Origin of the sequence: Asticcacaulis sp. (genome assembly GCA_024707255.1) — a bacterium.
Classification (GTDB): domain Bacteria; phylum Pseudomonadota; class Alphaproteobacteria; order Caulobacterales; family Caulobacteraceae; genus Asticcacaulis.
In genome coordinates this window covers 1426472-1441377 of record JANQAC010000001.1, presented here as the reverse complement: position 1 = coordinate 1441377, position 14906 = coordinate 1426472, and the positions used below count along the sequence as shown (strand labels likewise).

The 14906-nt window shown below is 59.5% G+C and carries 12 protein-coding genes and 3 pseudogenes; 3 read left to right on the top strand and 12 right to left on the bottom strand.

What is annotated here, in order from left to right; genetic code table 11:
* Positions 1 to 233 precede the first annotated feature (233 nt).
* From rpsO to rbfA, 3 genes are all read right to left on the bottom strand, one after another.
* Positions 234 to 503 carry a 30S ribosomal protein S15 gene (gene rpsO, locus NVV72_06945; protein ID MCR6659077.1) on the bottom strand — a complete coding sequence of 90 codons (270 nt, stop codon included), beginning with the start codon at positions 501 to 503 and terminating at the stop codon, positions 234 to 236.
* Positions 504 to 525: 22 nt separating this feature from the next.
* A complete protein-coding gene (gene truB, locus NVV72_06940; protein ID MCR6659076.1) occupies positions 526 to 1476 on the bottom strand; it encodes a tRNA pseudouridine(55) synthase TruB in 951 nt (316 codons plus the stop codon).
* Positions 1477 to 1653: 177 nt separating this feature from the next.
* The gene (gene rbfA, locus NVV72_06935) at positions 1654 to 2118 is read right to left on the bottom strand and encodes a 30S ribosome-binding factor RbfA (protein ID MCR6659075.1); all 465 of its coding nucleotides are present in this window, start codon (positions 2116 to 2118) and stop codon (positions 1654 to 1656) included.
* 93 nt (positions 2119 to 2211) lie between these two features.
* On the opposite strand from rbfA, the gene NVV72_06930 reads away from it, so the two are divergent.
* From NVV72_06930 to NVV72_06920, 3 genes are all read left to right on the top strand, one after another.
* Positions 2212 to 3417, top strand: a complete 1206-nt coding sequence (locus tag NVV72_06930; GenBank protein ID MCR6659074.1) for a DUF418 domain-containing protein — start codon at positions 2212 to 2214, stop codon at positions 3415 to 3417.
* A gap of 95 nt (positions 3418 to 3512) precedes the next feature.
* Positions 3513 to 3971, top strand: a complete 459-nt coding sequence (locus NVV72_06925) for a hypothetical protein (protein ID MCR6659073.1) — start codon at positions 3513 to 3515, stop codon at positions 3969 to 3971.
* Between the two features lie 176 nt (positions 3972 to 4147).
* On the top strand, positions 4148 to 4369 hold the full coding sequence (locus NVV72_06920) for a hypothetical protein (GenBank protein ID MCR6659072.1): 222 nt from the start codon (positions 4148 to 4150) through the stop codon (positions 4367 to 4369).
* On the opposite strand, the gene purU is transcribed toward NVV72_06920, so the two are convergent.
* The 9 genes and pseudogenes from purU to NVV72_06875 all read right to left on the bottom strand — a co-directional run bounded on the left by purU (position 4366) and on the right by NVV72_06875 (position 14869).
* Positions 4366 to 5244, bottom strand: coding sequence for a formyltetrahydrofolate deformylase (purU, locus tag NVV72_06915; GenBank protein ID MCR6659071.1), 879 nt, complete (start codon positions 5242 to 5244; stop codon positions 4366 to 4368). The two genes, NVV72_06920 and purU, sit on opposite strands and share 4 nt — an antisense overlap.
* Before the next feature lie 131 nt (positions 5245 to 5375).
* A pseudogene (gene infB, locus NVV72_06910) lies at positions 5376 to 8394 on the bottom strand (translation initiation factor IF-2).
* Positions 8395 to 8573: 179 nt separating this feature from the next.
* Positions 8574 to 9185, bottom strand: coding sequence for an RNA-binding protein (locus tag NVV72_06905; protein ID MCR6659070.1), 612 nt, complete (start codon positions 9183 to 9185; stop codon positions 8574 to 8576).
* Positions 9186 to 9248: 63 nt separating this feature from the next.
* A pseudogene (gene nusA, locus NVV72_06900) lies at positions 9249 to 10899 on the bottom strand (transcription termination factor NusA).
* Between the two features lie 20 nt (positions 10900 to 10919).
* Complete coding sequence (gene rimP, locus NVV72_06895; protein ID MCR6659069.1) at positions 10920 to 11537, bottom strand: ribosome maturation factor RimP; 618 nt, start codon at positions 11535 to 11537, stop codon at positions 10920 to 10922.
* 118 nt (positions 11538 to 11655) lie between these two features.
* On the bottom strand, positions 11656 to 12255 hold the full coding sequence (locus NVV72_06890; protein ID MCR6659068.1) for a hypothetical protein: 600 nt from the start codon (positions 12253 to 12255) through the stop codon (positions 11656 to 11658).
* Positions 12256 to 12340: 85 nt separating this feature from the next.
* Positions 12341 to 13027: a tRNA (guanosine(46)-N7)-methyltransferase TrmB gene (gene trmB, locus NVV72_06885; GenBank protein ID MCR6659067.1), complete on the bottom strand. Its 687-nt coding sequence runs from the start codon at positions 13025 to 13027 to the stop codon at positions 12341 to 12343.
* A gap of 75 nt (positions 13028 to 13102) precedes the next feature.
* Positions 13103 to 14276: pseudogene (gene metK / locus NVV72_06880) on the bottom strand (methionine adenosyltransferase).
* Positions 14277 to 14449: 173 nt separating this feature from the next.
* Positions 14450 to 14869, bottom strand: coding sequence for a helix-turn-helix domain-containing protein (locus NVV72_06875; GenBank protein ID MCR6659066.1), 420 nt, complete (start codon positions 14867 to 14869; stop codon positions 14450 to 14452).
* Positions 14870 to 14906: the final 37 nt, after the last annotated feature.

The following is a 14906-nucleotide window of genomic DNA, read 5'->3' as shown; positions in this document are numbered from 1 at the left end:
GTGGCCGCTTATCGATTAAGCGGCGCGTGTAAGGGGCCTTTTCGTTTTGGCCCAGCGTATAAGCGAAACCGATGTTTCGCGGGGTGTATTTAGCAGGCCAGATATTCCGACCGGGGTGTATAATCGCCGATATGGCGAGTCTTTTTAGTTGCCCTACCGCTATCGCTGCTTGAGAGCGGCTAATCATGGAGAAGGGCCTGAGGTTGCCCCCAAGCCCTTGGTAGTCGCAAAACCTAGCGGCGCAGGCCGAGGGTTTCGATGATCGCCGCGTAACGATCGGCGTGACGGTTCTTCAGGTAGTCGAGAAGGCGACGACGCTGCGATACCATTTTCAGGAGGCCGCGGCGGCTGTGGTTGTCCTTCTTGTGTTCCTTGAAGTGCTCGGTGAGGTTGGCGATGCGTTCCGAGAGGATCGCAATCTGAACTTCGGCGCCGCCGGTGTCATTGGCGGTACGAGCGTGGGTCTTGATGACTTCTGTCTTGCGATCAGCAGTAATCGACATCGGGTTTCTCCTTATTGAGAAGCTATAGGTTTAAGATACGAGCCGGGTGTAATGTCCGGTCGCGTAAGGTACACAGAGCGAGAACCTGTCCATTCAGTACCGCCTGAACCGTATCGGGAAACTCCAGATAGCCGTCGTCATGACGGGCTTTCAGAGCCGCTCGAAGCTGTTCAATCTGGCGGGGCAGAAGGGCAAGGTCGCGTCCCTGCTTCAATCTTGCGGCCTCATCTTGCGTCACAGGCAGGCCCGGGATGTCGTCCAGTGCCGTCTCTACGCCAAGTAAAGCCTCAAGATGGGCGTTCCTATGCACTAATTCCTCAAGCTTTTCCAGTGTTATTGAGTCTTTTGTTTCAAACGCACCCACCGCCTCGCGGCGAAGCGTGGTGACATGACCGCAAACACCCAGTTCCAGGCAGATGTCGCGCGCGATCGAGCGGACATAGGTGCCCTTGCCGCAATGGAGCGTAAAGCTGGCGGTTTCGGTGTCGAAAGCATCGAGCGTCAGGTCGAATACCTCGATCTCGCGGGCCTTCAGCTCAACCTCGACGCCTTCGCGGGCCAGGTCATAAGCGCGCTTGCCATCGACCTTGATGGCGGAAAACGCCGGCGGCACCTGGTCGATCTGGCCGATGAACTGCGGAATGGCGGCTTCGACGGCCTCGCGCGTCGGGCGCGCATCGGATTCGGCAATGGTGCGGCCTTCGGCGTCATAACTATCGGTCGTGCGGCCGAAGGTGATGGTGAAGCTGTAGACCTTGTCGGCTTCCATAAGGTACGGCACGGTCTTGGTCGCTTCGCCGAGTGCGATCGGCAATATGCCGGTCGCCAGCGGATCAAGCGTGCCGGCGTGACCGGCCTTCTGCGCCTGGAACAGCCAGCGGATCTTGCCGACCGCCGAGGTCGAGGTCATTTCCAGCGGTTTGTCGAAGCAGACCCAGCCGTGGATCGCCTCGCCTTTTTTCTTACGTGCCAAGTGGCCTCCAAATGTAAGAAAGCAAGAATCCCCACCACCGCATCTAGCCGCTTCGCGTCGTTGTGCGGTCCCCTCCCCAGTAAACTGGGGAGGTAAAAGAAAAAGAAAACCTTATACCTCCCCATCTTTGATGGGGGAGGGGGACCGCGCCGAAGGCGTGGTGGTGGGGTTTCTTACTTAATCCTCTTCGTCTTCATCATCATGATGCAGATCACGCGCAATATCCGGACGCATGAACAGCGCATCGATGCGCGCGGCTTCATTGAAGCTTTCGTCATGCAAGAAGCGCAGGTCGGGCGTGAACTTCATCTCGATATGCTTGCCGAGAATACCGCGAAGGAATTTCGAATGCCGGTTCAGTGCATCGACCGCAGGGCCGATCTGTTCCTTGGTGATGGTTACGCCATTCAATCCCGCGCCGAGCGGTTCAACAAACACGGTCGCATGGCGCAGGTCGGGCGAGCAGCGCACTTCGGTGACCGTGATCGAGACATTATGCAGCGCCTCATCGTGAATCTCTTCTTCGCGCAGGATTTCGACCAGGGCGTGGCGCACCAGTTCACCAGCGCGCAACTGGCGCTGGGACGGCCCCAGTTCGGCCGGCGCGCGGCCGTGGTGCTTGTCTTTAAAGGAACGTTTCATCCGGTCCATATAGGCGCTTCTGCTGATTTTTCTATTCAAAAATGCAATTCCTGCGCTATGCAGGGAAAAACCATACTTATAACGGGGGTGAACATGGCTGCGCTGAAACCGGATTTTGTACCTCGCATGGAGGGGCTGGATGCCCTGCGCGGCTTCGCCCTGATGGGGCTGTTCCTGGTGCATATGCCGGAGCTTTATGAACTCTACTGGGCGCACCCGACCACTGACCCGACGCAGCTTCTGTGGCATAACATCATCTTCACCACCTTCGCGGGCAAATCCTTTTCGCTGCTGGCCCTGTGCTTCGGCGTGTCCTTCTTCATCATCATGGATCGCGCCGCCAAGCGCGGTGTCGATTTCACTGTCCGTTTCCTGTGGCGGCTGGCCCTGCTGGGCCTGATCGGCATCATCCACGGTCTGTGGTATCGCGGCGATGTGCTGGAAGTCCTGGCACTGATGGGCGTGTTCCTCGTACCTTTCTATCGCCTGAAATCGAATGCCCTGCTTGTGGCGCTCGGCGTTTTCTTCCTGCTCCAGCCGATACAGATTTTCCAGATCATCAGCGCGCTGAATGGCGCCGCCTGGGCCAACAAGGCCCCAGGCTTCTGGACCGCCGCCACACCCGAAGCCTATCTCACCGGCAAGAGCCTGCTGGAAACCATACGCATGAACTGGGTGGACGGCCATCCCTTCAAGTGGTCCTTCATGTATGAGTCCGGCCGCCTGAGCCAGATTTTGGGCCTGTCACTGATCGGCATGGTGCTGGGCCGCATCCACTTCTTCAGCCAACCCCAGCGCTTTATCCGCTTCCGCCTGGTCGCCCTGGCCATAGCCGGCATCTGCGCCATCGGCCTGACATACGGCAAGCCGATCCTGGTGGCGCTGATGCCGACATCCGAGGCCGTATTCATGCCGCGCAGCCTGTGGGATACCATGCTTTCCGGCTGGTTCGACCTGAGCCTGATGACCGTGCTGATGATGGGCTTCCTCTGCCTCTATTACGGCTTCGCGCATGGCCTGCTGAACCTGCTGGCCCCGGCGGGCCGAATGACCCTGACGCTTTATGTGCTGCAGTCGGTCATCTTCGTGCCAGTCTTCTACAGTTTCGGCCTGGGGCTTCACGCCACCATGCTGCAATCCACCGCTGTTCTGATCGCTATCCCGGCCTTTATCGCCCAGGTCGTCTTCGCCCATATGTGGTTCAAAGGCTTCCTTTATGGCCCCCTGGAATGGCTATGGCGCGCCGGCACCTATCTGACCCTAAAGGTGCCTTTCATCCGAAAGGCATCGGCGGCTTGAAGCCTTTATTGCTTTGCAGTGATCAAGTATCAATGCACGCATAAAATCGGCACTCCAGTATTCAAAAGCGCCTGACTGGTAAAGAGATACAAGCAATGCTGCATCGCAGCACCGTCTTGGTTGCGCACAAAAATTTGATATTGGATAAAGGTGCGGCCATGTCCGGAAAACGAAGAATCAGGGCTCACTATTTCAAAGTGAGGGTGCCGGTATTAAGACAAAATTTACCTGAAAGGGGCTCTCATCTGGTTAATTTTTTGACTCTGGCGAAAAAATTAGCGTATTTGGTGTATTATAGTGTTAGTGGAGTACCTGTTTTGGCGAAATATGTTCCGAGCGAAACCTTCGGTTTTGACGATACGGTCAAAAAGAATGAAGCATCATACCTGTTGAGCTATACGCCCCTGCCTTCGCAATCCGAGGCAGACCAGGGCATTCAGGATACGACTGAAAAGAAAATTCCATTTGCCATCACGCTGGCTGCCACATTTATTATCTGCAGCGCAGTGTGGTTTGGCATAGCCTACGCAATCATCAAGCTTTTGAACCGGTAACAAACCCAAAGTCAGATTGGGAGTATTTTTGTCATTGAAAGCGAATCGCTATGGGCGCTTTTGACAAATGTATTAATTTTTTATGACCAATTTCTTTTTTAAACCCAAAAAAGCCAGATTCCGCGCGCGTAATACCCCAAATAAGCGTTTTTCGTCCCTCTAGCCCCCAGACCCTTATGCAAAGTACTTCCCGCCAGTCCGCTACGGCCATCTGCTATGCACAAGCGCCCTATATATCAGCCTTCATGGCGCAGCAGGATTTCGACCGTATATTCGGCAGCCGCGCGCATGTTCGCACCGCCACCGACGATCGCAAGTATCCGTTTATCTATACACTTGCGGGACTGACGGTTTATTGCTCGATCTTCTGGATCGCCGTTTTCAAGATTATCTTTTAGCTGAAAACAACCGTCTTCGCGCCGTTGATAATCACCCGGCGCTCGGCGTGCCAGGTCACGGCCCGCGCCAGCACCCTTGCCTCTATATCCTGGCCAATGGCCACCAGTTGTTCCGGCGTCAGGCCGTGATGGACGCGCTGGACGTCCTGCTCGATGATCGGGCCCTCATCCAGATCCGACGTGACATAGTGCGCCGTGGCACCAATGATCTTTACGCCGCGCGCATGGGCCTGGTGATAGGGCTTGGCCCCCTTGAAACTGGGCAGGAACGAGTGGTGGATATTGATGCAGCGGCCTTCCAGTTTGCGCGCGAAGTCGTCGGACAGGATTTGCATATAGCGCGCCAACACCACCAGATCGGCCTGATAGTCTTCGATCAGCTTGAGAAACTCGGCCTCCTGCTCCGACTTGCCAATACCTTTCGTCGGCAGGCAGACATAAGGAATACCGCTCCATTCGACCAGGGAACGCATATCGTCGTGGTTTGACATCACGCAGACAATATCGACCGGCAGCAGGCCGGACCGCCAGCGATAGAGCAACTCATTCAGGCAATGGCCGAATTTCGATACCGCGATCAGCACCCTGGGCTTATTGGCCAAGCTGTGAATCTCCCAGTCCATCGAGAAACGATGGGCGATCGGCTTGAAGCCGTCACGCAGGGTCTGCATCGGCGGCATCTTCGGACCGGCCTGCCGGAACACCACGCGGACATAGAACATGTCACCCAAAGCATCGTTGAACTGGTTGGATTCAACGATCGAAATGTCGTTGTCATTCAGGTAGCCGGAGACGGCCGCCACGATGCCTCGCGTATCCGGGCACTTGATGATCAGGACATAATGGGCGGGGTCAAAATCTGTGGTGTCGAGCATAGCCAGGGTTTCTAAAAGAAGATGGGGGTCACAGACCCCACACCCCATAACACATCAGGAATGAAAACAAACACCTAACCCTTAAAACGAATTTGGCCCGGAATGATCCGGGCCAAAAGCGTTTTAAAAGATTAGAGCGTGCGCTTGATTTCCTCGACCGTGAAGCATTCGATGAAATCGCCCTTCTTGAGGTCCTGGAAGCCGTTGAAGGCCATGCCGCATTCCTGCGACACCTGCACCTCGTTGACCTCGTCCTTGAAGCGCTTGAGCGTCGACAGGATACCCATTTCCTGGATGACGACGTCGTCGCGCAGGATACGGATACGCGCGCCCTTCTGCATCTTGCCTTCCTTGACGATACAACCCGCCACCTTGCCGACCTTCGAAATATCGAAGACTTCGAGGATTTCGGCATTGCCGAGGAAGGTTTCACGCTGGATCGGCGCCAACATGCCCGACAGCACACCCTTGATGTCGTCGATCAGGTCATAGATGATCGAATAGTAGCGGATTTCGACACCTTCGCGCTCGGCCAGGTCACGCGCCTGCTTGCCGGCACGAACGTTGAAGCCGATGATCGGCGCGCCCGAGCCCTTGGCCAGTTGCACGTCGGATTCGGTGATGGCGCCAGCAGCCGAATGGATGATCCGCGCCCGGACCTCATCGGTGGCCAGCTTTTCCAGCGAGCCGACAATGGCTTCACCAGACCCCTGCACGTCCGACTTGATGATGAGCGGCAGCTCCTTGACCTTCTTGTCGGCCAGCTTGCTCATCATGTCGGTGAGCGAGACAGCGCCGACCGGAGCGACGGTCTTTTTCGCGGCGGACACGTTCGCGGTATTCCGTGATTTCACGGGCGCGCGCGTCATTTTCCACCACGGCAAAGGCTTCACCCGGCTCCGGTGCGCCATCGAGCCCCAGCACTTCCACAGGTTCCGAAGGACCGGCTTCGCTCAGTTGCTCATTGCGCTCATTGATCAGGGCACGGACGCGGCCGAAGCTCGAACCGGCGACCAGGATATCGCCGCGCTTCAGGGTGCCGCGCTTGACCAGGACGGTAGCCACCGGACCCCGGCCCTTGTCGAGCTTGGATTCGATGACAATGCCCTCGGCCGTGCGATCCGGATTGGCGCGCAGGTCAAGCACCTCGGCCTGGAGCAGGATGGCTTCGATCAGTTGATCAAGGCCCTGCTTGGTCTTGGCCGAAACCTCGACCACCTGGGTGTCGCCGCCGAGGCTTTCCACCACCACTTCGTGCTGGAGCAGTTCGTTGATGATGTTCTGCGGCTTGGCGCCCGGCTTGTCGATCTTGTTGATCGCCACGATCATCGGCGTCTTGGCGGCGCGGGCGTGGTTGATGGCTTCGATCGTCTGCGGCATGACGCCGTCATCCGCCGCCACGACCAGCACCACGATATCCGTGACATTGGCACCGCGGGCACGCATGGCCGAGAAGGCAGCGTGGCCCGGCGTATCGAGGAAGGTCACCTTGTCGCCCGAAGGCAGGCGAACCTGGTAGGCGCCGATATGCTGGGTGATGCCGCCGGCTTCGCCGGAGGCGACATCCGCCTTGCGCAGCGCATCAAGCAGCGAGGTCTTGCCGTGGTCGACGTGACCCATGACGGCCACGACCGGCGGACGCGGCGCGGTGTCGTCCGAATGATCCTCGGCGTCGATGAAGCCTTCCAGAACGTCGGATTCCGACACGCGCTTGACGGTGTGGCCGAATTCCGAAGCCACCAGCTCGGCGGTATCGGTATCGATCACGTCGTTGATCTTAAGCATCATGCCCTGGCGCATCAGGAACTTGATGATGTCGACGGCACGGACGGCCATACGGTTGGACAGTTCCTGCACGGTGATGATGTCAGGGATGACCACTTCGCGGGAGACGCGCGCCTGCTCCGTGGTATGGCCCTTGCGCTTTTCGCGTTCACGTTCGCGGGCGCGGCGCACCGAGGCCAGCGAGCGCATCCGGTCGGCGGTGCCCTCGTCGTCACCGACAACGGCCTGAAGGGTCAGGCGGCCTTCGCGGCGCTTGGGCTCGCCACGGGTCTGCGACACGGCCTTGACCGGTGCCCCGGCTTTGCCGCGCTTGGTGCCGCGATCATCGTCATCCGTCTTGCGGGTATCGAGCGCCTTGCCGGCCATGCCCGTGGCGCCACGCGACGAACGGATACGATCGACTTCCGGCGTGGCGGGCGCATTGGCGGAAACGCCCTGACCAGGACGCGGCGGGCGCGGCGAATTAACGTTGTATCGCACCGTTTCGCCGCGTTCGGCACGCGGCGCATTCGGGTCACGCGGGGTACGCGGGGCGTTGGGATCACGCGGCGTGAACGGACGATTGGGATCGCGCGGGGTGCGCGGCGCATTCGGATCACGCGGTGTATAGGGACGATCGCCGCGCGGGGCGCCATCACGTTGGCCTTCGCGTTGACCGTCACGTTGTCCGTCTCTGGGCGGATAAGGCGGCCGCGAGGTATTCGGATCGCGTGACGGATAGGGCGTGCGCTCGCCGCGCGGCGCGTCGGAACGCTGGCCCTGTTGCGGACGCTCTGCCCGCTGGTCATAACGCGGGGCGCGCTCGTTGCGGAAAGCCGGTTGCTGCGGGGCCGGCGCGGCGGGTGCGGGTTGCGGCGCCTGGGGTGTCACGGCCGCCGGCTCAGAGGCACGCGGGGTTGCGTCTGCGGCCGGGGCGGCCGGCTGGGGCGCCTGCGGGACAACCGGCGCCGGTTTAGCGGCTTCGGCACGGGCCGCGGCGGCCCGCGCTTCGGCGGCCTTGCGTTCCTGATCGGCTAGCGCGGCGGCAATAGCGCGCTGACGCGCTTCCTGCTCCTCCTGACGCAAACCGCCAGCGCTGCCGCCTTGCGGACGCGGGGCGCCTTGCGCCGGACGGGACGCCTGGGACTGTTGCGGACGGTTGATTTCAGGCGCGGCAGGACGCACATGACCGGTTCCCGCGCCGGCAGGCGGGGCGCCGATGCGGCGCTTGGTTTCCACCACCACCGTCTTGGAACGGCCATGGCTGAAGCTTTGCTTGACCGTACCTGTCGAAACATTGCCACCGACACGCGGCTTCAGCGTCAGCGGCGCGCGCTCACGATTGGCAGGCTGGTCGTTGTTCTTGTCGTCTTTTCCGTCGCTCATCCGGCTTGTCTACTAACCTTTTGCGAAGCCTGACCCGAGTGCCGGACTTCTGTTTCAATAATATCGTCATTCGGGCGCCCGATCAGAAATCAGCCGTCCGCGTCACGAGCGCTCGATCATTACCGTGGCCGTATACAGTCAGGGCAGAAGAACCAACACTCACAGTCTCTTGCCCGATACTAACCGGGCGTTTCGGGCTCCGGCCTTCTTACCCAGCCTTCCGGCACCAGGGGTTCGAAGCCCGACAGTCTTTTCATTTCCAAAGACCAACGCTGCACGCGCCGCCCCGACAGGAGTGCGACGTGTATGGCATTTTCTGTGCCCAAAGCCAAACTTAATTCGGCGTTACTAAAGCTTCCGCAGACGTTTGGCGAGGGGGTTTGCTGGCTGCCGGCGTATAAAATGCGCCGGCGGCCGTCTTCCGCACCATCCGAAGCCTCGATGATCCAGCCAGCCTTGCCCGACTTGACGGCGGCCAGCGCTTTTTCGAAGCCATTGACGATCCCGCCCTCACGCCGGGCCAGACCGAGAAGATCGAGGCAGCGGCGGCGCAGCAGATCATGCACCAGAGGAATGAGATTGGGCTCGGCCTTGACCTGTCGCTTGGCCGCCCGACTGAATATGTTCTTTTTCAGCGCGATTTCAAGGGCATCGCGTTCGGAGGCGATCCACAAGCCGCGACCCGGCAGCTTGTGGGCGATATCCGGCGTCAGCATCCCTTCCGGAGACACGACGAAGCGAATGAGACCGTCCGTGGGGACAGTCTCACCGCTGGCAATATCACGGCGCATGGGAAGGCCCTGGCGGTTTCGCCAAGGACCAGAGCGTCGTCAATGTCGGTTAAAAGCGCGGGCTCATTGCTCGGAGTCGGCGACATTTTCGCCCTCCTCAGCAAATGCACCGGCTTCCTCGTAAGCCTCTTCCTCGGCCTCCTCGACAACCGGAGCCTCGATCCAGCCGGCGGCAACGCGGGCATTGAGGATCAGGGCCTCGGCATCGGCCACCGACAGGTTGAACGATTCCAGGGGCGCCGGGGACGCGCACGCGCTCGCCGCCCTTTTGCTCGAAGCCGCCACGGATTTCATCGGTCGCCAGGTCGGCCAGGTCTTCGATCGTCTTGACGCCGGCCTGACCGAGGGCAACCGCCATCGGCAGGGTAACGCCCTCGATGTCCAGCACGCCGTCCTCGACGCCCAGCTCCTTGCGCTTGTTGTCCTGCTCGGTGGCTTCGCGTTCGAGATAGTCACGAGCGCGGGCCTGAAGTTCGGAAGCGGTCTCCTCGTCGAAACCTTCGATGACGGCGATTTCGTTTTCATCGACGAAAGCCAGGTCTTCGATCGAGCTGAAGCCTTCGGTGACCAGAAGCTGCGCGATGACTTCATCGACATCGAGCGCTTCCTCGAAGAGGGCGGTGCGCTCGGCGAATTCCTTCTGACGGCGCTCACTGTCCTGCGACTCGGTGATGATATCGACCTGCCAGCCGGTCAGTTGCGAAGCCAGGCGAACGTTCTGGCCGCGGCGGCCGATGGCCAGCGACAACTGTTCGTCAGGCACCACCACTTCGACGCGGTCCTCTTCTTCGTCGAGCACGACCTTGGAAACTTCGGCCGGGGCCAGAGCGTTGACGATGAAGGTGGCTTCATCGGGCGACCACTGAATGATGTCGATCTTTTCGTTTTGCAGTTCGGCCACAACGGCCTGGACGCGCGAACCACGCATACCCACACAGGCGCCAACCGGATCGATCGAGTTATCGTTCGACAGCACGGCCATCTTGGCGCGCGACCCCGGATCACGCGACACCGACTTGATCTCGATCACGCCGTCATAGATTTCCGGCACTTCCTGCGCGAACAGCTTGGCCATGAAGCCACCGTGAGCGCGCGACAGCATGATCTGCGGCCCCTTGGTCTCGCGGCGCACATCATAGATATAGGCGCGGATGCGGTCATTGACCTGGAAGGCTTCGCGCGGGATCGACTGGTCGCGGCGCATGATGCCTTCGCCCTTGCCGAGATCCACGATGACATTGCCGTATTCGACGCGGCGGACGGTGCCATTGACGATTTCGCCGACGCGGTCCTTGTATTCGTCATACTGCTTTTCACGCTCGGCTTCACGCACCTTGTGCGTCACCACCTGGCGGGCCATCTGGGTCTGGACGCGGCCCAGTTCGAACGGCGGCAGAACTTCGGAATATTCCTTGCCGGCGAAGGCTTCCTTGTCGTCGCGCAGGGCTTCGGTCAGGGTCTTCTGGGCGTATTCGTTTTCCAGTTCCTCATCCGGCACCACGGTGATGTGACGGGTGATGGTCATTTCGCCGGTGCGCGGATCGATATAGACGCGGATGTCGTGCTCGGCGCCATAACGCGAACGGGCGGCCTTCTGGATCGCTTCCTCGATGGAGGCGATGACCACGGTCTTGTCGATCGACTTTTCACGCGCCACGGCCTCTGCGATCTGCAGCAGTTCCTGGCGGTTGGCGCTGATTCCGGTGAAGCTCATTGGTGAGTCCTTCTGTTTATTTATTTGTCGTCATTAGCGGCGTCATCATCGAGATCGTCTTCATCATCGAAATCGGCGTCGTCAAAATCTTCATCTTCTTCGTCGTCTTCCTCACCGCGCGCCGCCTTTGCCTCGGCACCACGTTTCAGAAGCTCGTCATTAAGGATCAGCTTGGCGTCAACCACCCAGTCGAACGGGATCAGCGCGGTCTCTTCCTCGCCTTCGAGGTCGATGGCGATATGGTCATCCTCGATACCGGCCAGGATGCCGCGGAAACGCTTGCGACCTTCAGCCAGGCGATCCAGCTCGATACGGGCTTCCAGACCCTCGTAGGTTTCGAAATCCTTGAGGCGCGTCAAGGGGCGATCGATACCGGGCGATGACACTTCAAGCGTGAATTCACCGGGGATCGGATCGACCTCATCGACATAGGCCGAGATGGCGCGCGACAGACGGGCGCACTGGGTGACATTGATGTCGCCATCCGACTTGCGCTCAGCCATGATCTGCAGGAAGCGCGAACCGCCGGGCTCACGCGACCCCTGCAGGCGCACGCGCACGATATCCAGCTCCAGCGCTTCGGCGATGGGGTCGAAGGCTTCCAGCAGCTTGCGTTCTTCAGTCGTCTTGGCGCGCAATGGGGTCTCTAAAGCAATAAAAAAGGCGGCAGGCTCTGTGGCCGCCGCCGTCGCCTTTCGGCAATCGGTCATGTTGGCAAGCTATATAGGCCCGCTTTTTTATTTTGCCAAGGAGAATTTAAAACAGGTGCTGGTAGGCATCCGGAATGGTGACCGGATACAGATGGCCGGAATACATCAGCAGCAGGAGGTAAGTGGCATAGCTACCCACCCCCAGCGTGGCGATCAGCAGCAGCCCGCCGACCGGCTTGCTGGTCTTCTTGAAGACGTCATAGAGAATGCAGCCGAAGTGGACAAACAGCGCAAAGACCCCGGCGCCATAAAACCCATAGGCGGCATAGGTCAGGGGCGGCGCAAAGGTGGCCGCCGCAAATTCGAAATTGGTGTCGAGATTGAAAACCATGCGCGCAACGGCGATCACACCGACATGGACGAGGATGAAGATCACCATGACCAGGCCGGACGCCGCCTGAAGCTGGTGGATGAAATCCTTTTTCTGCGCCCAGATTTCGATCATCAGCGAGATGCCCGTCAGAATCTGCACGAAAAAGGCCAGCATGACCGCCATTTCAACCACCGGATGGCGGTAGACCAGCCGGGCGGCATCCATGAACTGCGCATGGGCCCCGATGCCCAGCAGACCGACAAAATGATTGGCAAAATGCAGGCACAGAAAGGCGAAGACGAAGCCCGCCGATACCTTATGCAACCGCTCCATACACACGCCCCCCGGTTAAGAACATTAACCATGTCCTAATTCAGACCGTTTGACCAGAGGGCACATCACACGGTTGTGAAGATGACTATTTGCGCACGAAATCGAAAAACACCGGCTTGCAGTCGCCCAGTTCCTTGGTCTCATAACGCGTGGTGACATGATCGGCGGGCGGCGTATTCCAGTCGGATTGCGATTGCGCCGGCCAGTTGAAATCCGGACTGGCCAGGAAGCGTTCCAACGCCCAGTCGGCATAATCGGCCCAATCGGTGGCGAAACGCACCGTGCCGCCGGGTTTCAGCGCGCGCGCGAAGGCGGCAATGGTTTCCGGCTGGATAAACCGGCGCTTGTTGTGCCGCGCCTTCGGCCACGGATCGGCGAACAGGATAAAGATGCGGCTCAAGGACGCTTCCGGCAGGCTATCGAGCAGGGGCCGCGCGTCACCCGGCAGGATCAGCACGTTTTTCAGATCCCCGTCCGCGATATGGCGCAAAGCTGAGCCGACGCCATTGAGGAAGGGTTCGCAGCCAATCTGGGTGACAGCCGGATTTCGGGCCGCCTGGGCCGCCAGATGCTCACCGCCGCCGAAACCGATTTCCAGCCACAGGTCACGGCCGGAGGTCAGGGCGGCCTTCACATTCGCGTCGGTCGCCTCGATCCGGGGCAGCAGGGTATCGAACAGGCTCGCCTGCTGCGGTTTCAGCTTACGCGACTTGATCCGTCCGAAAGAGCGCATCGGGCCCCATTCGGCAGGCGGTGTATTTTTTTCGGACATTTAACTCTGAACGCAAAAGAGGAGATTATACGGCGCCGTATAACCCCCTCCGTTCTTTTTGCCAAAGTGAATTGATCAGAATGCGCCTTTGAGCGCCTCGACCAGATCGGTATTTTCCCAGGAGAAACCGCCATCGGCATCGGGCTTCTGGCCGAAGTGACCATAGGCCGTGGTGCGCTCATAGATTGGCTTGTTGAGACCGAGGTGCAGGCGGATCGATTTCGGAGTCAGGCCGCCGATCAGCTCCGGCAGGATTTCCTCCAGTTTTTCCTCCGAAACCTGTCCGGTACCGTGGGTATCGACATAGAAGGATAACGGCCGCGACACCCCGATGGCGTAGGACACCTGCAGGGTACACTTCTTGGCCAGGCCGGCGGCCACGACGTTCTTCGCCAGATAGCGCAGGGCATAGGCGGCCGAGCGATCGACCTTGGTCGGATCCTTGCCGGAAAAGGCGCCGCCGCCATGGGGGGCCGCACCGCCATAGGTATCGACGATGATCTTGCGTCCGGTCAGGCCGGCGTCGCCATCCGGGCCGCCGATGACGAAATTGCCGGTCGGATTGACCAGCCACTCGGTATCGGCCGTCACCATGCCGGTGGGCAGGACTTCAAGGGCATAGGGCTTGATAATCGCTTCGACATCCGAAGGTGTCAGGCCGTCCTGATGCTGGTGCGAGACAAGGATCTTCAGGATGCGCGACGGCACGCCGTTTTCATACTGGACGGTCACCTGGCTTTTGGCATCCGGCTCCAGGCGATGTTCGCCGGCGTGACGGGCCTGGGCCAGGCGGCGCAGGATATTGTGCGACCATTGCAGCGGGGCAGGGGTCAGTTCCTCGGTTTCGTCCGTCGCGTAACCGAACATGATGCCCTGGTCGCCGGCGCCTTCGTCCTTGTTGTCGCCGGAATCGACACCCTGGGCGATATCGGCCGACTGGGCGTGCAGGTGGCAGGCATAGTCAGCCATGGCCCAGTGGAAGCCCTTCTGCGCGTAGCCGATATCCTTGACGGCATGGCGCACCTTTTTCTTCCAGGCCGCCAATGATCTCCTCGATCTGGTCATCGCCGGCGCGTACCTCACCCGCCAGAACGATACGATTGGTCGTTACCAGGGTTTCACACGCCACGCGCGCTTCCGGATCACGCGCCAGAAAGGCATCGACCACGACGTCCGAAATACGGTCGGCAACCTTGTCGGGATGGCCTTCGGAGACACTTTCGCTGGTGAAGATATAGTTGGGGCGCATGGTTCGGAACTTTCAGCAAGGCTTTCGCATTCCTCATAACCATATAAAGATATGTTTATATGATCAAGCGTCTTTTTAAATATTGTCCTGTGACGCCCGTCTGTTTCGGACAAAAAAGGCCCCGCTTCCGGAAAAGCGGGGCCTTGTTCATCTGGCAGTTCCAAACCGACAGCTTACGCGTCGTCGTCTTCGGCGAGGCTGCGCACCAGTTCGAGGATGCGGCGGCGGTGCTTGGCGTTTTTGATGCGCGGAAAGGCTTCGGCCAGTTCGATGCCCTCGGTCGTCATCAGGAAACCATGAACGAACTGTTCGGATTCCGATTCCGAGAAGCCCTCGACCGCTTCATTTTCACCATAGCCTTCAAAGAAATAGGCCACCGGCGCCTTGAGGGCCTTGGCAATTTCCCAAAGCTTCGAGGCGCTGATACGGTTGGAGCCGCGCTCATACTTCTGCACCTGCTGGAATGTTAGTGCGATGGTCTCGGCAAGGCCTTCCTGGCTCATGCCCAGGAACTTGCGGCGCATTCTGACGCGGGCGCCGACGTGCAGATCGACGGGGTTCGGGCCGCGTTCAGCCTTCAAATTATCGTCCAACTTAAGCCTCTTACTTTTTACCTGGCCGATGGGGAAG